Here is a 21,682-nt window from a genome sequence, read left to right as displayed (position 1 = left end):
ACCGATGACCCAGGTTACCAACATCCCTTACGAAGCCCTTGAAGTCGGCCAGACCGCCAGCTACAGCAAGACTGTCGAAGAGCGCGACATTCAGCTGTTCGCCGCGATGTCGGGCGACCACAACCCGGTGCACCTGGACGCCGAGTTTGCCGCCGCCAGCATGTTCAAGGAGCGCATCGCCCACGGCATGTTCAGCGGTGCGCTGATCAGCGCCGCCGTTGCCTGCGAATTACCAGGGCCGGGCACTATTTATATCGGTCAGCAGATGAGCTTTCAGAAGCCGGTGAAGATCGGCGACACGCTGACGGTGCGCCTGGAGATTCTGGAGAAACTGCCGAAATTCCGCGTGCGCATTGCTACTCGCGTATTCAATCAGCGTGATGAATTGGTGGTGGATGGCGAGGCGGAGATTCTCGCGCCGCGTAAACAGCAGACGGTGACGTTGCCGACTTTGCCGGCGATCAGTATCGGCTGATCGAAAAGATCGCAGCCTGCGGCAGCTCCTACTTTGGAATTCATTCCCCTGTAGGAGCTGCCGCAGGCTGCGATCTTTGCTTTCCAGACGCGCGCAAAAAACGCCAGACAAGCTGGCGTTTTTTTCAGCCGACTAACTCTTACGAGTTCGCACGAGCCTGGTTGCGCAGAGCTTTCACCTGGTCGTGGTTGCGTTGTACGCCGTGGTACTGACGCTCAACCAGATCCTTGATGCCCACCAGATTGTGCTTGTTGATCTTCTCGATCGCTTCACGATAAGCCTTCAGCGCATGGTCTTCACCGCGCTCGGCTTCGTTCAGCACAGCCTCTTCGTCTTTACCGGTGAACATGGATTTGACGTCGACCCAGCGACGGTGCAGATCCCCGGCAACGCTGGTCGAAGTTTCCGGATCACCGCCCAGCGAACGTACCTGAGCCTGCAGCTCGGCTGCTGCGGTGGCGCAATCGGCGGAGCGCTGCACGAAGAGAGTTTTCAGTTCTGGGTGCTTGATGTCTTCAGCGCAAGTCTTGAACCCTTCCTGACCGTCCTTGCAGGTTTCAATCAGGTCGTTGAGTACAGAAATGGCTTCTTTATTCATGTCGGTCATTTTTCAATTCCTTGCGATGGGTTGAAGATGCAAGGGATATTGCAGTGTGCGTGCCAGCTTCGCTTCAGGTAAAAATATCTTTGTTTTCAGCGACTTAAGAAAGATTGAACCATCTGTATGCTGGTTTTTTGCATGATCTGTCATTTGGCCTGCATGCAGAATGCCTGTATTTTCCAGGCTGTCATGTGAATCGATGAAGCGTGCTGATGAATCCGGAAAAACTCGAACTGCTGATCACCCGCGAGATGCCCTTCGGCAAATACAAAGGGCGGGTCATTGCCGACTTGCCTGGCCCCTATCTGAACTGGTTCGCCCGTGAAGGCTTTCCCCACGGTGAACTCGGTGGCCTGTTGGCGTTGATGCAGGAGATCGACCACAACGGCCTGTCCGACCTGCTCGAACCGCTGCGCGCCAAACACGGCAAACCCGCCCCGCGCCACTGACGCGCCCTTCCCTCTTGAGCCTTGCCGACCATGCCTGACAACACCCGCCGCGCCCGTGACGAAGCCTTCTGGCAAACATTCGCCGACCGATACGATGTGCAGCCTGGCCCGGTCAATCTGGAAAACGGTTACTTCGGGCGCATGTCGCGCACGGTGATCGAGGAGTACCAGCGCAATATCGAGCTGATCAACGCCAGCAACTCGATTTATGCACGCCAGCGCTTTGAACAGCACGACAACCTCGAAATCCGCGCACAACTGGCCGAACTGATCGGCGTGCGCGCGCAAAGCGTGGCGCTGACGCGCAATGCCACCGAAGGCCTGCAATCGCTGATCCGCAATTACAATCGCCTGCAACCGGGCGATCAGGTGCTGATCTGTGACCTCGAGTACGACACGGTCAAAGGCGCCATGCGCTGGCTGGCGCAACAGCGTGGCGTTGAGGTCATCGAGATCACCCACCACCATCCCGCCAGTTTCGACAGCCTGCTGGAAAGCTACCGCGAAGCTTTCACCCGCCACCCGAAACTCAAACTGATGGCGCTGACCCATGTTACCCATCGCACCGGTCTGGTCATGCCGGTACAAGCCATCGCCGCACTGGCCAAAGAGCACGGCGTCGACATCATCCTCGACGGTGCCCACGCCCTCGGCCAGATTGAATTTGACCTGCAAGGGTTGGGCATCGCTTTCGCCGGTTACAACCTGCACAAATGGATCGGCGCACCGCTGACCCTTGGCTTCATCTATATCGCCCCGCAGCGTCTGGCTGATATCGATCCGGACATGGGCGAGATGCATTACCCGATTACCGATATCCGCGCGCGCACCTCGTACAGCACGCCGAACATCCCGGCGCTGATGACCTTGCCGCTGGTGTTCGAAGAGCACGACGCGCTCGGCGGCGCCGCAGCCAAAAGCCCACGTCTGAATTACCTGCGCAACTTGTGGGTCAGCGCCGTGCGACACCTGCCGGGCATCGAGGTGCTGACGCCTGACGACCCGCAACTGTATTGCGGGATCACCGCGCTGCGCTTCACCCGGCATACCGATCAGCAGGCCATGGCCGAGCGTCTGCTCAGCGAATTCAACCTGTTCACCGTGGTGCGCACCGGCGCCGCATGCGGGCCTTGTATCCGCATCACCCCGGGGTTGACCACTACGGCCGGCGAAATGGAGCAGCTGGTTCGGGCGCTGGACCAACTGCGCTAGAACGGCGCTCCGGAATTTTTTTCGTAGCCTTCGAGGCCAAGCTGCGACGACACGGCGAAGGTGTCGATGCCGAGGGTCTGGCAGGCGAAGGCGCCGTCTTCAAGATCGGCGCCGGCGATCGGCTGCAATACCAACCGCAAGGCGTCCTCGGCGGCACCTTCACAGTCGCAGCGGCCTGGGAGGTGCAAGGTGCCGGCCCAGGCCTCGTGGTGAGCTTGCGCTCCTGCTTCGTCGCCGGGAATGAATACGTTCAGCTTCAAGCAAACAGCGCCGTGCGCAGGTCGATCCGGATAGACACTGGTGAAGCGGACGATGCCATGGCTGTCAGTCGATTGACTGCCGCCCAGGCTGGTGTCGCCATCGACACGCTGTTGAATGCGCACCAGCGCGCCGATGACCGGCTCGCTGGTCATCGCATCGACCAGCGACAGACGCAGGATCAGCGGCAGGCCTTGGACACCCTGGGTGATATTGCGCACTCGGGAATCGGCTGCGGGGCGGCCGAGGGGAAGTTGCTTCGGTTGATAACGGGATTGTGGTGTAAGGGTCAGAGACTGACGGTCGTCCATGAGGCGTTCTCTCTTCCATAAGATGGACGCAGATTAACCCCGTGAAAAAGACAGCGTGCAGTAACTATGTATCGCCGCATGTACCGGCAGTTTTTTCAGCGCAAAAAAAAGGTGCGCCGACCAAGCGCACCATAAAGCCGTAAAGCACACAACGAAGTGTCGGGTAACAATCAGTCCAGCAGCGCCAGGGCCTCGGCGGTGCATTCCTGAATGCGGGCCCAGTCGCCGTTCTTGATCCACTCCGGATCAAGCATCCAGCTACCGCCCACGCACATGACGTTTTTCAGCGCCATGTAGCTCTTGATATTGGCCGGGCCGACGCCGCCAGTCGGGCAGAACTTCACTTCGCCGAACGGGCCGCCGAGCGCCTTGATTGCCGCCACGCCACCGCTGACTTCCGCCGGGAACAGCTTGAAGCGGCGATAGCCCAGACCGTAGCCTTCCATGATCCCCGAGGCGTTGCTGATGCCCGGCAACAGCGGAATCGGGCTGTCGACGCTGGCTTCGAGCAGGTCACGAGTGATGCCCGGGGTGACGATGAATTGCGAACCGGCCGCTTCCGCCGCTGCGAGCATGTTGCGGTCGAGCACGGTGCCGGCACCGGTCATCAGTTCCGGACGCTGTTCACGCAGGATCTGAATGGCCTTGAGGCCGAACTGCGAACGCAGGGTCACTTCCAGCGCAGTCAGGCCACCGGCGGCGAGGGCGTCGGCCAGCGGCAGCACGTCCTGTTCGCGGGCGATGGTGATCACTGGCAGGATCCGCGCCTTGGCGCAGAGACTGTCGATCAGGGCAACTTTGTCCGCCATGGAAACGGTCGGGGATGGGGTTGTCATAGCGGCTGTTCCTTGGCTCATGGGCACCAGTAAATCTCTAACGTAGGTTGCAGAAACGCGCGCACCGGCATGGCCGCAACGTCATCGGATGCCAGCGCGGCATTCAGGGTGGTCAGTTTCGATTGACCGGAAATCGACAGAATCTTGTGCCGGGCCGAGGCCAGCAGCGCGCGGCTCATGGTCAGGCGCTGACGCGGCACGCTGGGCGCCAGCATCGGCCAGCAACGGCGCGTACCATCGGCTTGCAGGGCTACGGCGAGGTTCGGGCTGTCGGGGAATAGCGACGCGGTGTGACCGTCATCGCCCATGCCCAGCACCAGCACGTCGATCGGCGGCAATTCCGCGAGCAAGCGATCAGCCTGTTCAGCAGCCTGCTCGACGTTGGCCGCCGCGCTGTAGAGGCTGAGGAACTGTGCCTTGGCTGCCGGGCCTTTGAGCAGATACTGCTTGAGCAGGCCGGCATTGCTGTCGGCATGTTCCACCGGCACCCAGCGTTCGTCGGCCAGGGTCACAACGACCTTCGACCAGTCCAGCTCCTGCTTGGCCAGGTGCTGGAAGAACGCTACCGGGCTACGACCACCCGACACCACCAGCACCGCGTTGCCGCGTGCCGCAATGGCGTCGCTCAGTTGCTTGGCAACGTTCAGCGCCAGGCCTTCGGCGAGCAGCACCGGGCTGTTGAATTCGCGGGCAGTCACGCCCGTCGGCAGTTGCACATCAGATATCGCCATACCACGACCTCCCGTCCCGCGTGATCAAAGCAATGGAGCTCATCGGCCCCCACGACCCGGCCGCATACGGCTTGGGCGCGTCACCGGATTTCTTCCACCCGGCGATCAGTTGGTCACACCACTTCCACGCGGCTTCGATTTCATCTTTACGGACAAACAGGTTCTGATTGCCGTTCATCACTTCCAGCAACAACCGCTCATAGGCATCGGGGATCCGCGCGCTACGCCAGGTGTCGGAGAAATTCAGTTGCAGCGGGCCGCTGCGCAGTTGCATGCCCTTGTCCAGGCCCTGCTCTTTGGTCATCACGCGCAAGGAAATGCCTTCGTCCGGTTGCAGGCGGATGATCAGTTTGTTGCTGATCTGCAGGCGCTGCTCCGGGGCGAAAATGTAGTGCGAGGGTTCCTTGAAGTGGATGACGATCTGCGACAGCTTCTGCGGCATGCGCTTGCCGGTACGCAGGTAGAACGGCACGCCGGCCCAGCGCCAGTTGCGGATGTCGGCACGCAGGGCGACGAAGGTTTCGGTGTCGCTCTGGGTGTTGGAATTCGGTTCTTCGAGGTAACCCGGAACGGATTTCCCCTCGCTGTGGCCGGCGATGTACTGGCCGCGCACCACTTGCGTGGTCAGGCCTTCCGGGCTGATCGGCGCGAGCGCCTTGAGCACTTTCACTTTCTCGTCACGGATGCTGTCGGCGGACAGGTCGGCCGGCGGGTCCATGGCAATCAGGCAGAGCAACTGCAACAGGTGATTCTGGATCATGTCGCGCAGTTGGCCGGCCTTGTCGAAATAGCCCCAACGGCCTTCGATGCCGACCTTCTCGGCCACGGTGATTTCCACGTGGGAGATGTAATTCTGGTTCCACTGGGTTTCGAACAGGCTGTTGGCGAAGCGCAGGGCGATCAGGTTCTGAACGGTCTCTTTGCCCAGATAGTGGTCGATGCGGTAGGTGCGGTCTTCCGGGAAAAACTGCGCTACGGCGTCGTTGACCTTGCGCGAGGACTCCAGGTCAGAACCGATCGGTTTTTCCAGCACCACGCGAGTATTTTCGGCCAGACCGACTTTCTCGAGGTTCTCGCAGATCGCGCCGTACACCGCCGCCGGGGTGGCGAAGTAGGCAATCATGCGCTGGCTGCTGCCGGCCAGTTCCGCCAGCGCCACGTAATCCTCAGCCTTGAGGAAGTCGACGTGCAGATAGGTCAGGCGCGCGAGAAAGCGCTCGGCCACGGTTTCGTTCAGCTCTTTGCCGACGTAACGGCGCAATTCGGCGGCGATGAACGCCATGTGCTGCTGCTCGCTGCCGGGCTCACGGGCCAGCGCGATGATGCGCGTGTCCTCGTGCAGCAGGTCGGCACCGTCAAGGTGATACAGGGCAGGAAACAGCTTGCGCAGGGCCAGATCGCCAAGCGCGCCGAACAAGGCAAAGGTGCACGGTTCAACCGTAATGGAAGGCATGATGTTTGTTCTTTTATCAAGTTAAGCTACAAATACCTTTTTTCAAGGCATCACTCAAGCGAAAATGTAGTAATAACCACAACATTTTCGCAGAATACTCAATCCGAGTGGTGGTCGCCCGGACGCATCAGTAGGATAGGCCACCGTCACGGGCCATATCAAAGGCCCAATTTGCATAGCCCGACGCAACTCTGCGTCGGTGAATCAGGAATTCCATATGGACCGCGTGCGAAATTTACTGGAACAGATCCAGAGTCGCCTTGAAGAGCTGAACAAGGCCGAACGTAAGGTCGCCGAGGTGATCCTGCTCAACCCGCAGCAGGCCACCCGCTTCAGCATCGCCGCCCTCGCCCAGGCCGCCTCGGTGAGCGAACCGACGGTCAACCGCTTCTGCCGCTCGTTCGGTGTCAGCGGCTATCCCGAGCTCAAGCTGCAATTGGCGCAGAGCCTGGCCAGTGGCGCGGCGTATGTCAGCCGCGCGGTCGAGGCTGACGACAATCCCGAGGCGTACACGCAGAAGATTTTCGGCAGCGCCATCGCTTCCCTGGACAGTGCTTGCCAGGCGCTCGACCCGAATCTGATCAGCCGCGCCGTCGACCTGTTGATCCAGGCCCGACAGATCCATTTCTTCGGCCTCGGCGCCTCTGCCCCGGTGGCGCTGGATGCGCAGCACAAGTTCTTCCGCTTCAACCTCGCCGTCACCGCGCATGCCGATGTGCTGATGCAGCGGATGATTGCTTCGGTGGCGCACACCGGTGAGCTGTTCGTGATCATTTCCTACACCGGACGTACCCGTGAGCTGGTGGAAGTGGCGCGGATTGCCCGGGAGAACGGCGCTTCGGTTTTGGGCCTGACGGCGGAGAATTCACCGCTGGCCAAGGCCAGTACTTTGAGCCTGAACATTCCGTTGCCGGAAGACACCGACATTTATATGCCGATGACGTCGCGGATCATTCAGTTGACGGTGCTGGATGTGTTGGCGACCGGGATGACCTTGCGCCGTGGCGTGGATTTCCAGCCGCATCTGCGCAAGATCAAAGAGAGCTTGAATGCCAGCCGGTATCCGGTGGGTGACGAGTTCAATTGATCTCTGAAGGCTGATCGTTCCCACGCTCTGCGTGGGAATGCCTCAAGGGACGCTCCGCGTTCCGGCTCCGAAAGGGACGCAGAGCGTCCCGGGCTGCATTCCCACGCAGAGCGTGGGAACGATCAAGCCGCCGCCCACGCCTGCAAACTCAAATGCGCCTTCTCCCCCGGCGCCAGGTGCAGGCTGTCCGTGCCACCCGCCGCTGCTTCCACGCAGACGAACTCGGAAATCTCGTCCCAACTTACCCCCAGCAACGGCCGCGTTCCGGGATGCCAGACGACGGTGTCGCCGCTGTCACCGGTATCGATGCACAACTCGCGCTGCCAGGCGTGATCCTTGAGCTGCAATTCGCCGTCATGCTGGAACACCCGCTGACACCCGCCATCGACGCGCAACTCGCCTTCCTGCTGGCAAACCTGACGATTCAATTGATCATAACCCTGCGCGCCTTCGAGGCCAGACAGCGCTATCTCACCAACATCGCCTATACGCCAGTAAGCGTGCAAAGCCTGGCTCAACTGGCACGGCATGTCGTCCTGATGCTCGGTGCTCAGGCGCAATTCCATGCGTTCGCCCAGGTGCGCGTGCAGGTCGACCTGCCAATCGCACAGCTGCAATTGCCAGTGCAGGCGCACGCCATCCTCGGCGCTGCTGCTGTCGAGCAGTTTCCAGTCGAGCAGTCGCGCCCAACCATGGGACGGCCACGCGTTTTCGCTCGGATGACGGCCATACCATGGCCAGCACACCGGCACGCCACCGCGAATCGCGCCGACATGCGGCCACTTCGCCGCGCACCACAACCACGGCTTCTGCCCGCGCGGTTGAAAGTGCAGCAACTGCGCGCCCTGGCGACTGAACACCGCCTGACACAGCGGATGATCGATCACCAACACGTCGCGCATCTGATAGCGCTCCCAGGCGAACACCGGCCGCTCGCGCAGGGATTTGAAGAAGCGTTGCAGCGGATGCTCATGCATTGGCTACGGTCCTGAAAATCATGGGGGTACAATTACCTTTGTGACCCTTGAATACTGTGGCGAGGGGATTTATCCCCGTTCGACTGCGAAGCAGTCACAAACCTGGAAAACGGCCTCTCGCTGATACACCTCAGTGGATGGTTTTGGGGCTGCTTCGCAGCCCAGCGGGGATAAATCCCCTCGCCACAAAAAATTCTCCAGCCACAAAAAATCATCAAGCAACACATCTGACCGGTGTCACAAAAAAAAGCGGACAGCCTGGGCTGTCCGCAAAATGCGCACATAGAGAGGAGCTTATCGCAGACGCGTCAGAACGTTGACTGAATTTTCAGGCCAGCGACCAAAGCGTTATCGACTTCATCCACACCGCCCGGATGGGTGATGTATTGCAGGTTGGGACGCACGGTCAGCCAGTTGGTGACATGGATGCCGTAGTTGAGCTCGTAGTTGTATTCGGTTTCACGAATCGGCGAGAACGCGGCATTGTCGTAGTCGGACACACCGTTCGCAGCGTTCAGCAGTTCAGCATTGCGCTTGACGTCCTTGTTGACGTGGATACGCGCAGCGCCAATACCGATGTCATCTTTCGGACGCGCATCGAACGGGCCTTTGTAGACAAACATCACCGACTGGTAGTTGTCGATGAAGTTGGTGTCCTTGTCGTGGAAAGTCGCGTTGGCGGCGATGTTCAGACCGCGAGTCGCATCACCGTTGTGGCTGGTGAGTTGCTGTTGCGCAACGAACCAGTAACCGCTTTTGCTGTTGTGCGACTTGTAGTCATCACCGGTGGTTGCCGCATCGAGACCGTTGACGTCTTCGCGAACGTCGTCGGCATCGGCCGTGCTCTTGTAGTAACCGACGCGGTATTCGCCCGGCAGGCTGTTGACCTTCGGCGACCAGACCAATTCAACCGGCAGCACGGTACCCTTGGTGCCGCTGCCGCTGAGCTTGAAGCCGTTGCCGTGTTCCAGTTGCGACGGGTTCTGGTTGTACGCACCGATTTGCGCGTAGAGCTCGTCGTTGATGTTGTACTTCACACGGATCGCGGCCTGGCTGACGGGCCAGTTGTACCAGATGTTGGTCGCCCAGTTACCCACTTGCGAACCGCAGAACGCCAGGTTCTGGAAGTCGCACGGGAAGGTGTTGAAGTCTTCGCCTTCGCCGAAGTAACCGGCCTTGACGTCGAGTTTGTTGTCGAAGAACTGGTGCTGGATCCACAGTTGGGTCAGACGCACCATGTGGCCACGGCCGTAGACTTCCTGCGAGGAGCTGAGGGTGCCGGCACGCGGATCGCCAACGCGGTCGTTGGAGATGTTGTAACCGTTACGATTGGTCAGCTGGATCTTCGCCTGGGTGTTGTCCCAGCCCCACAGTTTCTGCAGGTCGAGGGCCACGCCCAGACCGAACTGGTCGGCGTAACGCGCAGTCTTGTCGTCGTTGTAGCCACCGTTCAGGTTGGCGCCCATCTCGCCAACGTAGTCGGCCTTGATGTCGATACCCTGCTCGATCAGCTTGGTGCGCTCGCCGCCCCAGTCGCCGGTCATCCACTTGGAGTCGGAGCTGAACGCATCCGCCGCCATCGCATTACCGGCCAGCACCAGTGCAGCTGCCGCTGAAACCTGGCAGATCAACCGGGCATTGACGTGTTTCTTTTTCATCCCTACATCCTCGTCTTTATTGTTATTAACTGTTTTTATCTAACGCGGTTTACATAAAGTGCGGTGCTCGACAGGCCGGACACCGCGTGCTCCTTATAGGAGTGAACCCTGTGGCGAGGGGATTTATCCCCGATGGGCTGCGTAGCAGACCCCGCTTTTATGGGGCCGCTGCGCGACCCAACGGGGATAAATCCCCTCGCCACAAAAGCTCGCTCCCACATTTGTTCCTCAGCGCCCCTTGAACTGGGCGACGTTCGCAGACCGCGCATCGGTCTGCGGTTGGCCGGCAGTGCCGAGGCGCTCGCCGGTATTGGCGTCGAACAACAACACTTTCGATGGATCGAACTGCAGCGTCAGGCTTTCGCCCACCTGCGGTGCCACGTCCGGCGCCAGTCGGCAGCAGACCTTGGTGTCGTTCAAGTTGACGAACACCAGGGTGTCCGGACCGGTCGGTTCGGTGACCTGCACTTCCGCGCGGATGCTCGGCAGACCATTGCCCTCGCCGTTCGCCAGAACGATCTGCTCCGGGCGCAGGCCGAGGATCACTTCGCGGTCTTCAAGGCCGGCGTCCTGCATGCTCATCGGCAATTCGCAGCGCGCCTGGCCGCTGTCGAGCAGCGCCAGCAGACGACCGTCCTTGCGCTGCAAACGCAGGGGGATGAAGTTCATCGGCGGCGAACCGATGAAGCTTGCGACGAACAGGTTGGCCGGGTCGTTGTAGATGTCTTTCGGCGTACCGAACTGCTGAATGATGCCGTCCTTCATCACCGCGACCTTGTCGCCCAGAGTCATCGCTTCGATCTGGTCGTGGGTCACGTAGACCGTGGTGGTTTTCAGGCGCTGGTGCATCAGTTTCATTTCGGTGCGCATCTCGACGCGCAGCTTGGCGTCGAGGTTCGACAGCGGTTCGTCGAACAGGTAGATCTTCGGCCGCCGCGCCAGAGCACGGCCCATCGCCACGCGCTGTTGCTGACCACCGGAGAGCTGGCCCGGCTTGCGATTGAGCAGGTGTTCGATCTGCAACAGCTTGGCGACGCGGGCGACTTCTTCGTCGATCGCTGCCTGCGGCATCTTGCGGATCTTCAGGCCGAACTCGATGTTCTCGCGCACGCTCATGGTCGGGTACAGCGCGTAGGACTGGAACACCATGGCGATGTCGCGATCCTTGGGGCTCATGCCGCTGACGTCCTGATCACCGATCATGATCGCGCCGCCAGTGATGGTTTCCAGACCGGCGATGCAGTTCATCAAGGTCGATTTGCCGCAGCCCGACGGGCCGACGAGGATCAGGAATTCACCGTCCTTGATCGACAGTTCGATGTTCTTCAGGGTGTCCGGCAGGCCGGCCCCGTAGGTCTTGTTTACGTTGCGAAGTTCAAGCGTAGCCATGATTACCCCTTGACCGCGCCGGCCGTCAGCCCGCGCACGAAATACTTGCCTGCGACCACATAGACCAGCAGGGTCGGCAGGCCGGCGATCATCGCCGCTGCCATATCCACGTTGTATTCCTTGGCGCCGGTGCTGGTGTTGACCAGGTTATTGAGCGCCACGGTGATCGGTTGCGAATCACCGCTGGAGAACACCACCCCGAACAGGAAGTCGTTCCAGATCTGGGTGAACTGCCAGATCAGGCAGACCATGATGATCGGCGTCGACATCGGCAGAATGATGCGGCGGAAAATCGTGAAGAAACCCGCGCCATCCAGACGCGCAGCCTTGACCAGCGCATCGGGAATGCTCACGTAGTAGTTGCGGAAGAACAGCGTGGTGAACGCCAGACCGTAGACCACGTGCACGAAGACCAAGCCGGTGGTGGTGCTCGCCAGGCCCATCTTGCCGAGGGTGAACGAGGCCGGCAGCAGCACGGTCTGGAACGGCAGGAAGCAGCCGAACAGCAGCAGACCGAAAAACAACTGCGATCCACGGAAGCGCCACATCGACAGCACGTAACCGTTCAACGCACCGATGGCGGTGGAGATGATGACGGCCGGTACGGTGATCTTGATCGAGTTCCAGAAGTAGCCGTCAACCGTGGCCCAGGCCTTGACCCAGCCAATGCCGCTGACCACGGTCGGCCAGCTCAACAGGTTGCCGGTGCTGATATCTTCCGGGGTCTTGAAGCTGGTCAGCAACATCACCACCAGCGGCACCAGATAGAGGAACACCGCAAGGATCAGCACAGCGTAGATCGCGATGCGGCTCAAGCTGATCGCAGGTTTGGCAGCGAGACTAGTCATGACGCTTGGTCCTCAGCTCGGAATACAGGTAAGGCACGATGATCGCGAGGATCGCACCGAGCATCAGAATCGCACTGGCCGAGCCCATGCCCATCTGGCCGCGACTGAAGGTGAAGGAATACATGAACATCGCTGGCAGGTCGGAGGAATAACCCGGACCGCCGGCGGTCATTGCCGCAACGAGGTCGAAGCTCTTGATCGCGATGTGCGCGAGGATCATCACCGCACTGAAGAACACCGGACGCAGGCTTGGCAGCACGACTTTCCAGTAAATGCGCGGCATGCTCGCGCCGTCGATCTGCGCAGCACGGATGATCGATTGATCGACGCCACGCAGGCCGGCGAGGAACATCGCCATGATGAAGCCAGAGGCTTGCCACACAGCGGCGATCACCAGGCAGTAGACCACGCGATCGGGGTCGATCAACCAGTCCAGACGGAAGCCTTCCCAGCCCCAGTCACGCAACAATTTGTCCAGGCCCATGCCCGGGTTGAGCAGCCATTTCCATGCGGTACCGGTGACGATCATCGAGAGCGCCATCGGGTACAGGTAAATGGTGCGGATAAAGCCTTCGCGACGGATGCGCTGGTCGAGGAACACCGCCAGCAACACGCCGATCACCAGGGTAATGCCGATGAACATGCCGCCGAACACGGCGAGGTTCTTGCTCGCCACCCACCAGCGATCGTTGTCGAACAACCGCGCGTATTGCGCCAGACCGGCCCACTTGTAGTTGGGCAGGAAAGTCGAGGTGGTGAACGACAGAATGAACGTCCACAGGATGTAGCCATAGAAGCCCACCAGCACGATGAACATGCTCGGCGCCAGCACCAGTTTCGGTAGCCAGCGCTGCAATGCATCGAACGGCGAGGCCTTGCTGAACACAGCAACAGAACTCATGGGGAAATCCACAATAAGGGTTTACGAAAGCATTCCCTTGCAGAAGTGAGCCTTGTGGCGAGGGGATTTATCCCCGATCGACTGCGCAGCAGTCGCGAAATCATTACATGCGGTATTTCAGACACTGCACCGCTGCAACTTTCCGGGGTCGCTTCGCAACCCATCGGGGATGAATCCCCTCACCACAAACGCTCACTCCCACAGGGGCCAAGCATTACTTGGCCGACTGAACCGCCGCGCCGAGTTTCTTCGCAGCATCGGCCGGGTCGGCTTTCGGGTCGTTGATGTAGTTGGTGACTACGTCAAAGAACGCGCCCTGCACGGCCAGCGTGGTCGCCATGTTGTGCGCCATGCTTGGTTGCAGGCCGCCGGACTTGGCGTCCGCGAGGAAGTCCTTGGCAGCGGTCTGTGCGCAGGAGTCGAAGCCGAGCTTGTCCATGTCGTTCAACATGTCGTTGCGCACCGGGATCGAGCCTTTGTTGATGCTGAAGACTTTCTGGAAGTTCTCACCCAGCACGACTTTGGCGATGTCCTGCTGACCGGCCGCAGTACCTGCGTCCTTCTGCTTGAACACGGCCAGCGAGTCGATGTTGTAGGTGAACGCCTTGTCGGTGCCCGGGAACGCTACGCAGTCGTAGTCCTTGCCGGCGACTTTCTTGGCGGCGGTCCATTCGGACTTGGCCCAGTCACCCATGATCTGCATGCCGGCCTTGCCGTTGATGACCTTGGCCGCTTCGAGGTTCCAGTCCTGGCCTTTGCCGTCCGCGTCCATGTAGGTCGCGACTTTCTTCAGCTCAGTGAGCGCCTTGACCATTTCCGGGCCGGTCAGCGCTTTGTTGTCGAGATCGACCAGGGCTTTCTTGTAGCCATCCACGCCCATGACCGAGAGCACCACAGCTTCGAACACGGTGCTGTCCTGCCAAGGCTGACCGCCGTGGGCGAGCGGAATGAAACCCGCCGCTTTCAGCTTGTCGCCGGCTGCATAGAACTCTTCGAGGGTGGTTGGATTCTTGGTGATGCCGGCTTTCTTGAAGACTTCCGGGTTGATCCACAGCCAGTTCACGCGGTGAATGTTCACCGGCACGGCCACGTAATCACCGTCGTACTTCACGGTATCGGAGACTTTCTTGTCGAGCAGGCTGTCCCACTTTTCCGACTTGGCGACGTCTTTCAAAACGTCGGTGTCGAGCAGACCGGTCGACGCCCATTCCTGGATATCCGGGCCTTTGATCTGGGCAACGCCTGGCGGGTTGCCGGCGACGGCACGGCTTTTCAGCACGGTCATGGCAGTCGCACCGCCACCACCGGCGACAGCGCCGTCTTTCCAGGTGAAACCGTCTTTTTCGACTTGGGCCTTGAGCACATCGACAGCGGCTTTTTCGCCACCGGAAGTCCACCAGTGCACGACTTCGACCGAGCCTTTGGAATCGGCGGCGGAGACACTGAGCGGCAGGATTGCGAGCGGGAACAGGGAGGCGACAGAAATGACAGTAGCGAGGCGAGAAATCGCATTCATTCGAGATGTACCTTTCTTGTTGTTATGCATTGCAAGTCTGGTGCTTGCGCTGCACGGAGTTTAAACAGAGCGTTTCGCTTCGCAGGTAACGAAGGGACGCGTAAATGTCACGACATGGTTACACAGGAACAGGCTGGGACAGCTGCGCCAAAGCCGTGGCCATGCTCGGCGCCAGCGGCAATCGCGGAATCAGCACAGCCTGCCAGGCGTGATACAGATCGGGCTTGCCCGGCCAGATATCGGCACTTGGCACATTCTGCGGATTGAGTTCGTGGTGCCAACTGCCGTGGCAACGGTCGATGAAATTCGTCTCACAGAACTCCCAGAACAGTCGGTACCAGGTTTCGTATTGCACGTCGCCGGTGCGTTTGAGCAAGGCACTGGCGGCGGCGCTGGCTTCGGCATGCGTCCAGTGCAGGCGATGGCGGACCACGGCTTTGTTGTGCCAGTCGAGGGTGTAGACAATGCCCGGTGCGCCATCGACATTCCAGCCGTGGCGGCAATTGTTTTCGAAGAGTTTTTGCGCATCAGTCGCCAGCCAGCCCGGCGTAAGCATGCCGGCCTGCACCCGCGCGGCTTCAAGATGCAGGAGCAAGCGCGCCCACTCGAAACCGTGGCCCGGCGTGGTGCCGTAAGGACGAAAACCGTCAGCCGGATTGTCGTGGTTGTATTCGCGCAGCGGTTGCCAGTCGCGATCGAAGTGTTCGATGACCATGTAGTCGTTGGCTGCAGCGTGACCATGGATCACTCGTTCGACGATGCGCTGGGCGCGCACCAGCCAGCGCGGATCTTCGGTGACATCGGCCAGCGCGAGGAATGCTTCGGTCGCGTGCATGTTGCTGTTGGCGCCGCGATAGGCTTCTTCTTCGCTCCAGTCGCGATTGAAGAATTCGCGCATGGCGCCCTCTTCTTCGCTCCAGAAATAAGTGTCGATGATGTCGATGGCGTCATCGAGCAAAGCTTGAGCGCCGGGCCGTTGTGCGACCACGGCGGAGCTGGCGGCGAGCGCGACAAAGGCGTGCAGATAGGCGTTCTTGCCGGTGTTGTCGTCGCGGTGTCCGGCAACCGCAAACCAGCCGCCGTGCAACGCATCACGCAGTGGCCCGCGCAACGCGGCGATACCGTGGTCGACCAGCTCGGCAAACCCCGGCAGGCCCTGAATGTGCGCCATGGCGAAGCTGTGGGTCATGCGCGCGGTGTTCATGGTTTCGGCTTGTGCGTTCGCTGGCAGACGGCCGCGCTCGTCGAGGTTGCCGAAGCCTTCGGGCAGTCGTGATGCCTTGGCGAAATCCAGCAGACGCAGGCCTTCGGCGGCTAGCCATTGCTGGTGGGCAGGGGCGTTCAGCCAACTGCTGAAGTCTGGGTGAAAGGTGTCCATGGCGTGACCCTTTTTTGTTGTTAGGACTGCGGGCAGTCTAAACAACGAGCCGGGGCGGGCTTGTAACGAAGGGGGCGGGGTTTGTCACTGGCTCGTGACAAAAGAGAAGAGCAAAAGCACCCTCACCCCAACCCTCTCCCGGAGGGAGAGGGGGCCGACCGAGGTGTCTTGCGTCCTCCGTCGACCTGGAACCACTGAGTCGATTATGGATTGGGTAATGCCCCGAACCGATTTGGGATTCGATATTGCACGTTCAGGTCGGCGTATCTCTCAAGCATCCCCCAATCGGTCCCCTCTCCCTCTGGGAGAGGGCTAGGGTGAGGGGCTTTTCGGGGTTAATCCACAGACCGAGGCAACTGCAACGTCACCCGCAACCCACCTTCACGCAGGTTCTGCAACGTCACCTCGCCGCCATGGCTATGGGCAATGTTGCGCGCAATGCCAAGGCCCAAGCCATAACCCTGCTGCTGCCCCGCCAGGCGGAAGTGCGGCTCGAACACCTGCTCCAGCCGCTGCTGCGGCACACCCGGCCCTTCATCATCGACATGCAGAACAAAGGCGCTGTCATCGTCATCGATGTGCAGATGCGCGTTCTGCCCGTACTTCAAGGCGTTGTCGATCAGGTTGCCGATGCAGCGCTTGAGCGCCAGTGGTTTGCCCGGATACGCCGACAGCGCGCGGCCATGCTGAGTGACGCGGCCATTGCCGTTCGGCGCCAGATACGGCTCGACCAGGCAATCGAGGACATGATTGAGATCCACGGGCTCGATGTTCTCGTGGATGTCGGTGTCTTTCACGCATTGCAACGCGCCTTTGACCAGCAGCTCCAGCTCATCCAGATCGCGGCCGAACTTGGCTTGCAGCTGTTCGTCCTCGAGCAGCTCGACGCGCAAGCGCAGGCGGGTGATCGGCGTGCGCAGGTCGTGGGAAATCGCGCTGAACAACTGGCTGCGTTCGGTCAGGTAACGGCTGATGCGTTCGCGCATGGTATTGAACGCTCGGCCCACCTCCACCACTTCACTGCCGCCGCCCTCCGCCACCGGCTCGACATCGGCGCCCAGCGACAGGTCCCGCGCTGCCCGCGCCAGACGCTTGAGCGGCCGGCTCTGCCAGTGCACCAGCAGGCCGATGAACAACAGCAAAAAGCCGCTGGTGAGGACGATAAACCACACCTGCTGCGCCGGCAGGCCTTGCTCTTCGAGACTGGTGTACGGCTCCGGCAGCAACGAGGCGATGTACAGCCATTCGCCCGGGGCCATTTGAATCTGCGTGACCAGCACCGGCGGATTCACCGGCTCCAGGGTCAGCGCGTAATGCGCCCAGGAGCGCGGCAATTCATCAAGTTTCAACCCTGCGTTGAAAATCCGCAGGTCTTCGGGGCTGACGAAGGTCACGGAAATATCCGTGTCATGGCCCAGAGACTGGCGCAGCACTTCGTCCACCGCTTGCATCACCGCAGCCTTGCGGGGCGTCACCGGCAGCACGTCCATGCCCAGCGGTTTGTCATTGAGCGTCACGACAAACCGGGTGCCGCCCATGCTGCGCAACTGATCGAGCACCAGCGGTCGGTAGGCCACCGGCAGGGAACGGAAATAGCTGACGCTGGCGGTCATCGAATGCGCCAGGCTGCGGGCACTGGTGACCAGGCCTTCGAGTTGAGTGGCGCGCAACTGCGATACCCAGATCACGCTCGACAGCGTCTGCGCGAACAGCACCGCCAGCAGAGTCAGCAGCAGCATCCGCCCGAGCAGTGAGCGCGGCACCGGTATGCGACTGGCGAATTTGCCCAGCGCCTCAGTGAGCATTGCCGGCAACCACATTGGCTGCCAACTGATAACCGCTGCCACGTACGGTGCGGATCAGCCGTGGCGGTTTTTCGGTGTCGCGCAGGCGTTGGCGCAAACGACTGACGGCCATGTCGACGATGCGATCGAGCGGCATCAGATCGCGGCCACGGGTGGCGTTGCCGATGGTGTCGCGGTCGAGGATTTGCTGCGGGTGGTCGAGGAACAGTTTCAGCAGGGCGAAATCGGCGCCGGAAAGAATCACTTCCTCGCCGTCGGTGTGGAACAGCCGATGACTGACCGTGTCCAGGCGCCAGTCGTCGAAGACCAGCACTTCGCTGCCGCTGCGTTCGTGGGCGAACTGTGCGCGGCGCAGCAGGGCCTTGATCCGCGCTTGCAGTTCGCGCGGGCTGAACGGTTTGCCGAGGTAGTCGTCGGCGCCGAGTTCCAGACCGATCACGCGGTCGGCTTCGTCGGAGCTGGCGGTCAGCATGATGATCGGCACCTGCGCCTGACGCGGATGCTGGCGCACCCAGCGGCACAGGCTGAAACCATCTTCGTCGGGCAGCATGACATCGAGGATCACCAGATCGCTCGGCGCCTCGTTGAGCGCCTGACGAAAACCGGCACCATCGGCGGTGGCCCTCACCTGAAACCCGGCGCGGGTCAGGTAGGTTTCCAGCAACTCGCGTATTTCCTGGTCGTCATCGACCAACAATATCGACTTGTTGACTGAGCTCACTTCGAAGGCATCCTTGTTGTTGGAGTTGGGGCGGATTATGCCTGATGAACCTGGAAAATTTGTCGCCTGTTGATCGTTCCCATGCTCTGCGTGGGAATGCAGCCCGTGACGCTCCGCGTCACTGGACGCGGAGCGTCCCTTGAGGCATTCCCACGCGCAGCGTGGGAACGATCTCTATGCAGGTGTTGCTTGATCCAGCGCCACACCGGCGCCGACCAGGCCGGAATACGGCGCGGTCACCAGCCAGACCGGGATGCCTTTGAAGTAATCGCTCATGCAGCCCTTGTCGGCGAAGCAGCGGGCGAAGCCGCTGGCGAGGAAGAAATCGGCGAAGCGTGGAATCACCCCGCCAACGATGAACACGCCACCGCGCGCGCCGGTGGTGAGCACGTTGTTGCCGGCGACGCGCCCGAGCCAGCAGCAGAACTGCTCGAGCACTTCCAAAGCAATCGGGTCACCGGCCAGGCCGGCGGCGGTGATCGCTTCCGGCGTCTCCAGCTTCGGCTCATGACCATCCACCGCGCAGATCGCCCGGTACAGCCGAGGCAGGCCGCCGCCGCTCAACGCGGTTTCCGCGCTGACATGGCCGATCTCGTTGTAGATGTGTTGCCAGAGTTGCGTCTCGCGCGGGCTGCTCAGCGGCAGGTCGACGTGACCACCCTCGCCCGGCAACGCGGCAAAGCGCCCTTCGCCGAGATCAAGCAAGGTGCCGACACCCAGGCCAGTGCCGGGGCCGATCACCACCGCCGGGCGCAACGGCTCCGGCGTGCCTTCGCAAACCACGCGGAATTCGCCGGGCTGCAAGCGGGTCATGCCCAGCGCCATCGCCGAGAAGTCGTTGGTCAGCAACAACTGCTCGACCTGCAAGGTCTTGCAGAACGCGCTGCGGCTGAGCCGCCAGTGATTGTTGGTGAATTTGAATTCATCGCCGCTCACCGGACCTGCCACCGACAGGCATACCGAGCCGATCGAACCCAGCGCCAGCCCGAGCCCGCTCAGGTACAAGGCGATTGCCTCTTCCGGACTGGCAAAGTCGGCCGTGGCCAGCACCTGAACCGATTGCAGTTGCTGGTTTTGCCACAACGCGAACCGCGCGTTGGTGCCTCCGATGTCACCGACCAAAGCCAGTTTCAATTAAGCGTCTCCAGGGCAGAAGTGAAGGCGCTGGCGCCCTGCTCCGCCGAGCTGAAGGCCATGCGCATGAAGCCAAACAGCTCGCGGCCGCTGCCAATATTGTTGCCCAACAGGCCCTTGGCAGGTTCGCGCGCTGCAAATTCGGCGGCGTCGACCTTCAGTTCCAAGGTGCCTTTGACGCCATCGACGCGGATGATATCGCCCTCTTGCACGCGCGCCAAAGCGCCACCGACATAAGCTTCCGGGCTGACGTGAATCGCTGCGGGGATTTTCCCCGACGCGCCGGACATGCGCCCGTCAGTCACCAATGCCACTTTGAAGCCGCGATCCTGCAGTACGCCGAGGAACGGCGTCATCTTGTGCAGCTCGGGCATACCGTTGGAACGCGGGCCCTGGAAGCGCATCACGGCGACGAAATCCTTCTCCAGCAGACCGGCCTTGAATGCGTCCGCCAGGTCCTGCTGATCCTGGAACACCATCGCCGGTGCTTCGACGATCTGGTTTTCCAGCGCAACGGCGGAAACCTTCATCACCCCGCGACCGAGGTTGCCTTCCATCACCCGCAAGCCGCCCTCTTGCGAGAACGCGCGGGACACCGGACGCAGGATGTTTTCGTCGAGGCTGTCGGTCGGGCCCTCGCGCCAGACCAGCTCGCCGTTATCGAGGAACGGCTCTTTGGTGTACTGGCTCAGGCCATGACCGAGCACGGTGTTGACGTCTTCATGCAGCAGGCCGGCGCCGAGCAGTTCGCGAATCAGGAACGACATGCCGCCCGCTGCCTGGAAGTGGTTGATGTCGGCTTTGCCGTTCGGATAGACGTGGCTCAGGGTCGGGACGACTTCGGAGAGGTCGGCCATGTCCTGCCAGGTCAGTTGAATGCCAGCGGCCATGGCGATGGCCGGCATGTGCAAGGTGTGGTTGGTCGAGCCGCCGGTGGCGTGCAAGGCAACGATGGAGTTGACCAGCGCCTTTTCGTCGACGATTTCGCCGATCGGCATGAAGTTGCCGTTCTGCTTGGTCAGGCGCGTGACCTGATGCGCGGCTTCGCGGGTCAGCGCGTCGCGCAGCGGCGTGTTCGGGTTGACGAAAGAGGCACCCGGCAAGTGCAGGCCCATGACTTCCATCAGCAGTTGGTTGGTGTTGGCGGTGCCGTAGAAGGTGCAGGTGCCCGGGCTGTGGTAGGACTTCATCTCCGATTCCAGCAGCTCTTCGCGGGTGGCCTTGCCTTCGGCGTACTTCTGGCGGACGTCGGCTTTTTCCTTGTTGGAAATCCCCGAAACCATCGGCCCGCCCGGTACGAAGATCGTTGGCAGATGACCGAAACGCAGCGAACCCATCATCAGGCCCGGGACGATCTTGTCGCAGATGCCGAGCATCAGCGCGCCGTCAAACATGTTGTGCGACAGCGCCACGGCGGTCGACATGGCGATCACTTCGCGGCTGGGCAGGCTCAGTTCCATGCCCGGCTCACCCTGGGTCACGCCATCGCACATCGCCGGAGTGCCGCCGGCGAACTGGCCGACCGAGCCGATCTCGCGCAGGGCGTTCTTGATTTGTTGGGGGAAAACTTCGTACGGCTGATGCGCCGAGAGCATGTCGTTATACGAAGACACAATGGCGATGTTCGCCGAGTTCATCATCCGCAGGCTGTGCTTGTCTTCGCTGCCGCACCCGGCCACGCCGTGGGCGAAGTTGGCGCATTGCAGCTTGCCGCGCATCGGGCCATCGGTGGCGGCGCCGCGAATCAATGCAAGGTAAGCCTGACGCGTGGCGCGGCTGCGGGCGATAAGCCGTTCGGTGACCTCAAGAACGCGGGGATGCATGTGTAGAACTCCAGGCTAACGGATGTGGCGACCTGATTGTCTATGCTGATCAAACGCCGTTGTTGTTGGAATGACAGACGGCTTTTTTGACCATTCGGACCAGTTGATTCAGGTCACTC

General features: G+C 60.9%; 20 protein-coding genes. 4 read left to right on the top strand and 16 right to left on the bottom strand.

The features are described 5' to 3' along the window. Positions 1-4: 4 nt before the first annotated feature. On the top strand, positions 5-475 hold the full coding sequence (locus AAEZ10_RS09045) for a MaoC family dehydratase (protein WP_003227420.1): 471 nt from the start codon (positions 5-7) through the stop codon (positions 473-475). A gap of 139 nt (positions 476-614) precedes the next feature. Here AAEZ10_RS09045 and AAEZ10_RS09040 read toward each other — a convergent pair whose 3' ends face one another. Next, positions 615-1,082 (bottom strand): ferritin-like domain-containing protein, encoded by a 468-nt coding sequence (locus AAEZ10_RS09040; protein ID WP_016773542.1) that lies wholly within the window; start codon positions 1,080-1,082, stop codon positions 615-617. Positions 1,083-1,288: 206 nt separating this feature from the next. Between AAEZ10_RS09040 and AAEZ10_RS09035 the strand changes: the two genes are divergently transcribed. Beyond that, positions 1,289-1,525 (top strand): DUF3820 family protein, encoded by a 237-nt coding sequence (locus AAEZ10_RS09035; protein WP_350568847.1) that lies wholly within the window; start codon positions 1,289-1,291, stop codon positions 1,523-1,525. A gap of 30 nt (positions 1,526-1,555) precedes the next feature. Beyond that, a complete protein-coding gene (locus tag AAEZ10_RS09030; RefSeq protein ID WP_350568845.1) occupies positions 1,556-2,737 on the top strand; it encodes an aminotransferase class V-fold PLP-dependent enzyme in 1,182 nt (393 codons plus the stop codon). Here the strand turns inward: AAEZ10_RS09030 and AAEZ10_RS09025 are convergent. The 4 genes from AAEZ10_RS09025 to zwf form a co-directional block, all read right to left on the bottom strand. Continuing rightward, positions 2,734-3,306 (bottom strand): peptidase associated/transthyretin-like domain-containing protein, encoded by a 573-nt coding sequence (locus AAEZ10_RS09025; protein WP_350568843.1) that lies wholly within the window; start codon positions 3,304-3,306, stop codon positions 2,734-2,736. The genes AAEZ10_RS09030 and AAEZ10_RS09025 overlap by 4 nt on opposite strands. 170 nt (positions 3,307-3,476) lie before the next feature. After that, positions 3,477-4,142: a bifunctional 4-hydroxy-2-oxoglutarate aldolase/2-dehydro-3-deoxy-phosphogluconate aldolase gene (locus AAEZ10_RS09020; RefSeq protein WP_016773539.1), complete on the bottom strand. Its 666-nt coding sequence runs from the start codon at positions 4,140-4,142 to the stop codon at positions 3,477-3,479. A gap of 17 nt (positions 4,143-4,159) precedes the next feature. Beyond that, positions 4,160-4,873: a 6-phosphogluconolactonase gene (gene pgl, locus AAEZ10_RS09015; RefSeq protein WP_130928866.1), complete on the bottom strand. Its 714-nt coding sequence runs from the start codon at positions 4,871-4,873 to the stop codon at positions 4,160-4,162. After that, positions 4,860-6,326 (bottom strand): glucose-6-phosphate dehydrogenase, encoded by a 1,467-nt coding sequence (zwf, locus tag AAEZ10_RS09010; RefSeq protein WP_016773537.1) that lies wholly within the window; start codon positions 6,324-6,326, stop codon positions 4,860-4,862. The genes pgl and zwf overlap by 14 nt, the downstream gene beginning before the upstream one ends. 226 nt (positions 6,327-6,552) lie before the next feature. Between zwf and AAEZ10_RS09005 the strand changes: the two genes are divergently transcribed. Beyond that, the gene (locus AAEZ10_RS09005; RefSeq protein WP_169842436.1) at positions 6,553-7,413 is read left to right on the top strand and encodes a MurR/RpiR family transcriptional regulator; all 861 of its coding nucleotides are present in this window, start codon (positions 6,553-6,555) and stop codon (positions 7,411-7,413) included. 122 nt (positions 7,414-7,535) lie between these two features. On the opposite strand, the gene AAEZ10_RS09000 is transcribed toward AAEZ10_RS09005, so the two are convergent. The 11 genes from AAEZ10_RS09000 to edd all read right to left on the bottom strand — a co-directional run bounded on the left by AAEZ10_RS09000 (position 7,536) and on the right by edd (position 21,563). Beyond that, a complete protein-coding gene (locus AAEZ10_RS09000; protein ID WP_350568840.1) occupies positions 7,536-8,390 on the bottom strand; it encodes a D-hexose-6-phosphate mutarotase in 855 nt (284 codons plus the stop codon). A gap of 308 nt (positions 8,391-8,698) precedes the next feature. Continuing rightward, positions 8,699-10,048 (bottom strand): carbohydrate porin, encoded by a 1,350-nt coding sequence (locus AAEZ10_RS08995; RefSeq protein ID WP_016773536.1) that lies wholly within the window; start codon positions 10,046-10,048, stop codon positions 8,699-8,701. A 228-nt stretch (positions 10,049-10,276) separates the two neighbouring features. Continuing rightward, positions 10,277-11,437 (bottom strand): ABC transporter ATP-binding protein, encoded by a 1,161-nt coding sequence (locus AAEZ10_RS08990; protein WP_064364972.1) that lies wholly within the window; start codon positions 11,435-11,437, stop codon positions 10,277-10,279. A gap of 2 nt (positions 11,438-11,439) precedes the next feature. Next, positions 11,440-12,285, bottom strand: coding sequence for a carbohydrate ABC transporter permease (locus AAEZ10_RS08985; RefSeq protein ID WP_039758116.1), 846 nt, complete (start codon positions 12,283-12,285; stop codon positions 11,440-11,442). Then, positions 12,278-13,186 (bottom strand): carbohydrate ABC transporter permease, encoded by a 909-nt coding sequence (locus AAEZ10_RS08980; RefSeq protein ID WP_016773533.1) that lies wholly within the window; start codon positions 13,184-13,186, stop codon positions 12,278-12,280. Before AAEZ10_RS08980 ends, AAEZ10_RS08985 begins: the two co-directional genes overlap by 8 nt. A gap of 214 nt (positions 13,187-13,400) precedes the next feature. Continuing rightward, entirely contained in the window at positions 13,401-14,702 is a 1,302-nt protein-coding gene (locus AAEZ10_RS08975; protein WP_273528988.1) for an ABC transporter substrate-binding protein, read from the bottom strand. Positions 14,703-14,820: 118 nt separating this feature from the next. Then, positions 14,821-16,080: a D-mannose isomerase gene (locus AAEZ10_RS08970; RefSeq protein WP_350568838.1), complete on the bottom strand. Its 1,260-nt coding sequence runs from the start codon at positions 16,078-16,080 to the stop codon at positions 14,821-14,823. A 335-nt stretch (positions 16,081-16,415) separates the two neighbouring features. Further along, the gene (locus tag AAEZ10_RS08965; RefSeq protein WP_071173345.1) at positions 16,416-17,885 is read right to left on the bottom strand and encodes an ATP-binding protein; all 1,470 of its coding nucleotides are present in this window, start codon (positions 17,883-17,885) and stop codon (positions 16,416-16,418) included. Next, positions 17,875-18,606, bottom strand: coding sequence for a response regulator (locus AAEZ10_RS08960; RefSeq protein ID WP_016773529.1), 732 nt, complete (start codon positions 18,604-18,606; stop codon positions 17,875-17,877). Before AAEZ10_RS08960 ends, AAEZ10_RS08965 begins: the two co-directional genes overlap by 11 nt. Positions 18,607-18,780: 174 nt before the next feature. Further along, on the bottom strand, positions 18,781-19,740 hold the full coding sequence (locus tag AAEZ10_RS08955) for a glucokinase (RefSeq protein WP_073472029.1): 960 nt from the start codon (positions 19,738-19,740) through the stop codon (positions 18,781-18,783). Further along, a complete protein-coding gene (gene edd / locus AAEZ10_RS08950; protein WP_071173347.1) occupies positions 19,737-21,563 on the bottom strand; it encodes a phosphogluconate dehydratase in 1,827 nt (608 codons plus the stop codon). Before edd ends, AAEZ10_RS08955 begins: the two co-directional genes overlap by 4 nt. Positions 21,564-21,682 lie beyond the last annotated feature (119 nt).

The organism is Pseudomonas sp. H26/SER47-MNA-CIBAN-0231, from assembly GCF_040310465.1.
GTDB classification, from domain to species: domain Bacteria; phylum Pseudomonadota; class Gammaproteobacteria; order Pseudomonadales; family Pseudomonadaceae; genus Aquipseudomonas; species Aquipseudomonas atacamensis.
Note: the sequence above shows the minus strand (reverse complement) of the source record. Positions and strands in the feature narration are given on the sequence as shown.

Excerpts from the sequence above, each read along its gene's own strand:
- AAEZ10_RS09045 (WP_003227420.1), top strand. The coding sequence starts at position 5 with ATGACCCAGGTTACCAACATCCCTTACGAAGCCCTTGAAGTCGGCCAG.
- AAEZ10_RS09040 (WP_016773542.1), bottom strand. The coding sequence starts at position 1,082 with ATGACCGACATGAATAAAGAAGCCATTTCTGTACTCAACGACCTGATT.
- AAEZ10_RS09035 (WP_350568847.1), top strand. The coding sequence starts at position 1,289 with ATGAATCCGGAAAAACTCGAACTGCTGATCACCCGCGAGATGCCCTTC.
- AAEZ10_RS09030 (WP_350568845.1), top strand. The coding sequence starts at position 1,556 with ATGCCTGACAACACCCGCCGCGCCCGTGACGAAGCCTTCTGGCAAACA.
- AAEZ10_RS09025 (WP_350568843.1), bottom strand. The coding sequence starts at position 3,306 with ATGGACGACCGTCAGTCTCTGACCCTTACACCACAATCCCGTTATCAA.
- AAEZ10_RS09020 (WP_016773539.1), bottom strand. The coding sequence starts at position 4,142 with ATGACAACCCCATCCCCGACCGTTTCCATGGCGGACAAAGTTGCCCTG.
- pgl (WP_130928866.1), bottom strand. The coding sequence starts at position 4,873 with ATGGCGATATCTGATGTGCAACTGCCGACGGGCGTGACTGCCCGCGAA.
- zwf (WP_016773537.1), bottom strand. The coding sequence starts at position 6,326 with ATGCCTTCCATTACGGTTGAACCGTGCACCTTTGCCTTGTTCGGCGCG.
- AAEZ10_RS09000 (WP_350568840.1), bottom strand. The coding sequence starts at position 8,390 with ATGCATGAGCATCCGCTGCAACGCTTCTTCAAATCCCTGCGCGAGCGG.
- AAEZ10_RS08995 (WP_016773536.1), bottom strand. The coding sequence starts at position 10,048 with ATGAAAAAGAAACACGTCAATGCCCGGTTGATCTGCCAGGTTTCAGCG.
- AAEZ10_RS08990 (WP_064364972.1), bottom strand. The coding sequence starts at position 11,437 with ATGGCTACGCTTGAACTTCGCAACGTAAACAAGACCTACGGGGCCGGC.
- AAEZ10_RS08985 (WP_039758116.1), bottom strand. The coding sequence starts at position 12,285 with ATGACTAGTCTCGCTGCCAAACCTGCGATCAGCTTGAGCCGCATCGCG.
- AAEZ10_RS08980 (WP_016773533.1), bottom strand. The coding sequence starts at position 13,186 with ATGAGTTCTGTTGCTGTGTTCAGCAAGGCCTCGCCGTTCGATGCATTG.
- AAEZ10_RS08975 (WP_273528988.1), bottom strand. The coding sequence starts at position 14,702 with ATGAATGCGATTTCTCGCCTCGCTACTGTCATTTCTGTCGCCTCCCTG.
- AAEZ10_RS08970 (WP_350568838.1), bottom strand. The coding sequence starts at position 16,080 with ATGGACACCTTTCACCCAGACTTCAGCAGTTGGCTGAACGCCCCTGCC.
- AAEZ10_RS08965 (WP_071173345.1), bottom strand. The coding sequence starts at position 17,885 with ATGCTCACTGAGGCGCTGGGCAAATTCGCCAGTCGCATACCGGTGCCG.
- edd (WP_071173347.1), bottom strand. The coding sequence starts at position 21,563 with ATGCATCCCCGCGTTCTTGAGGTCACCGAACGGCTTATCGCCCGCAGC.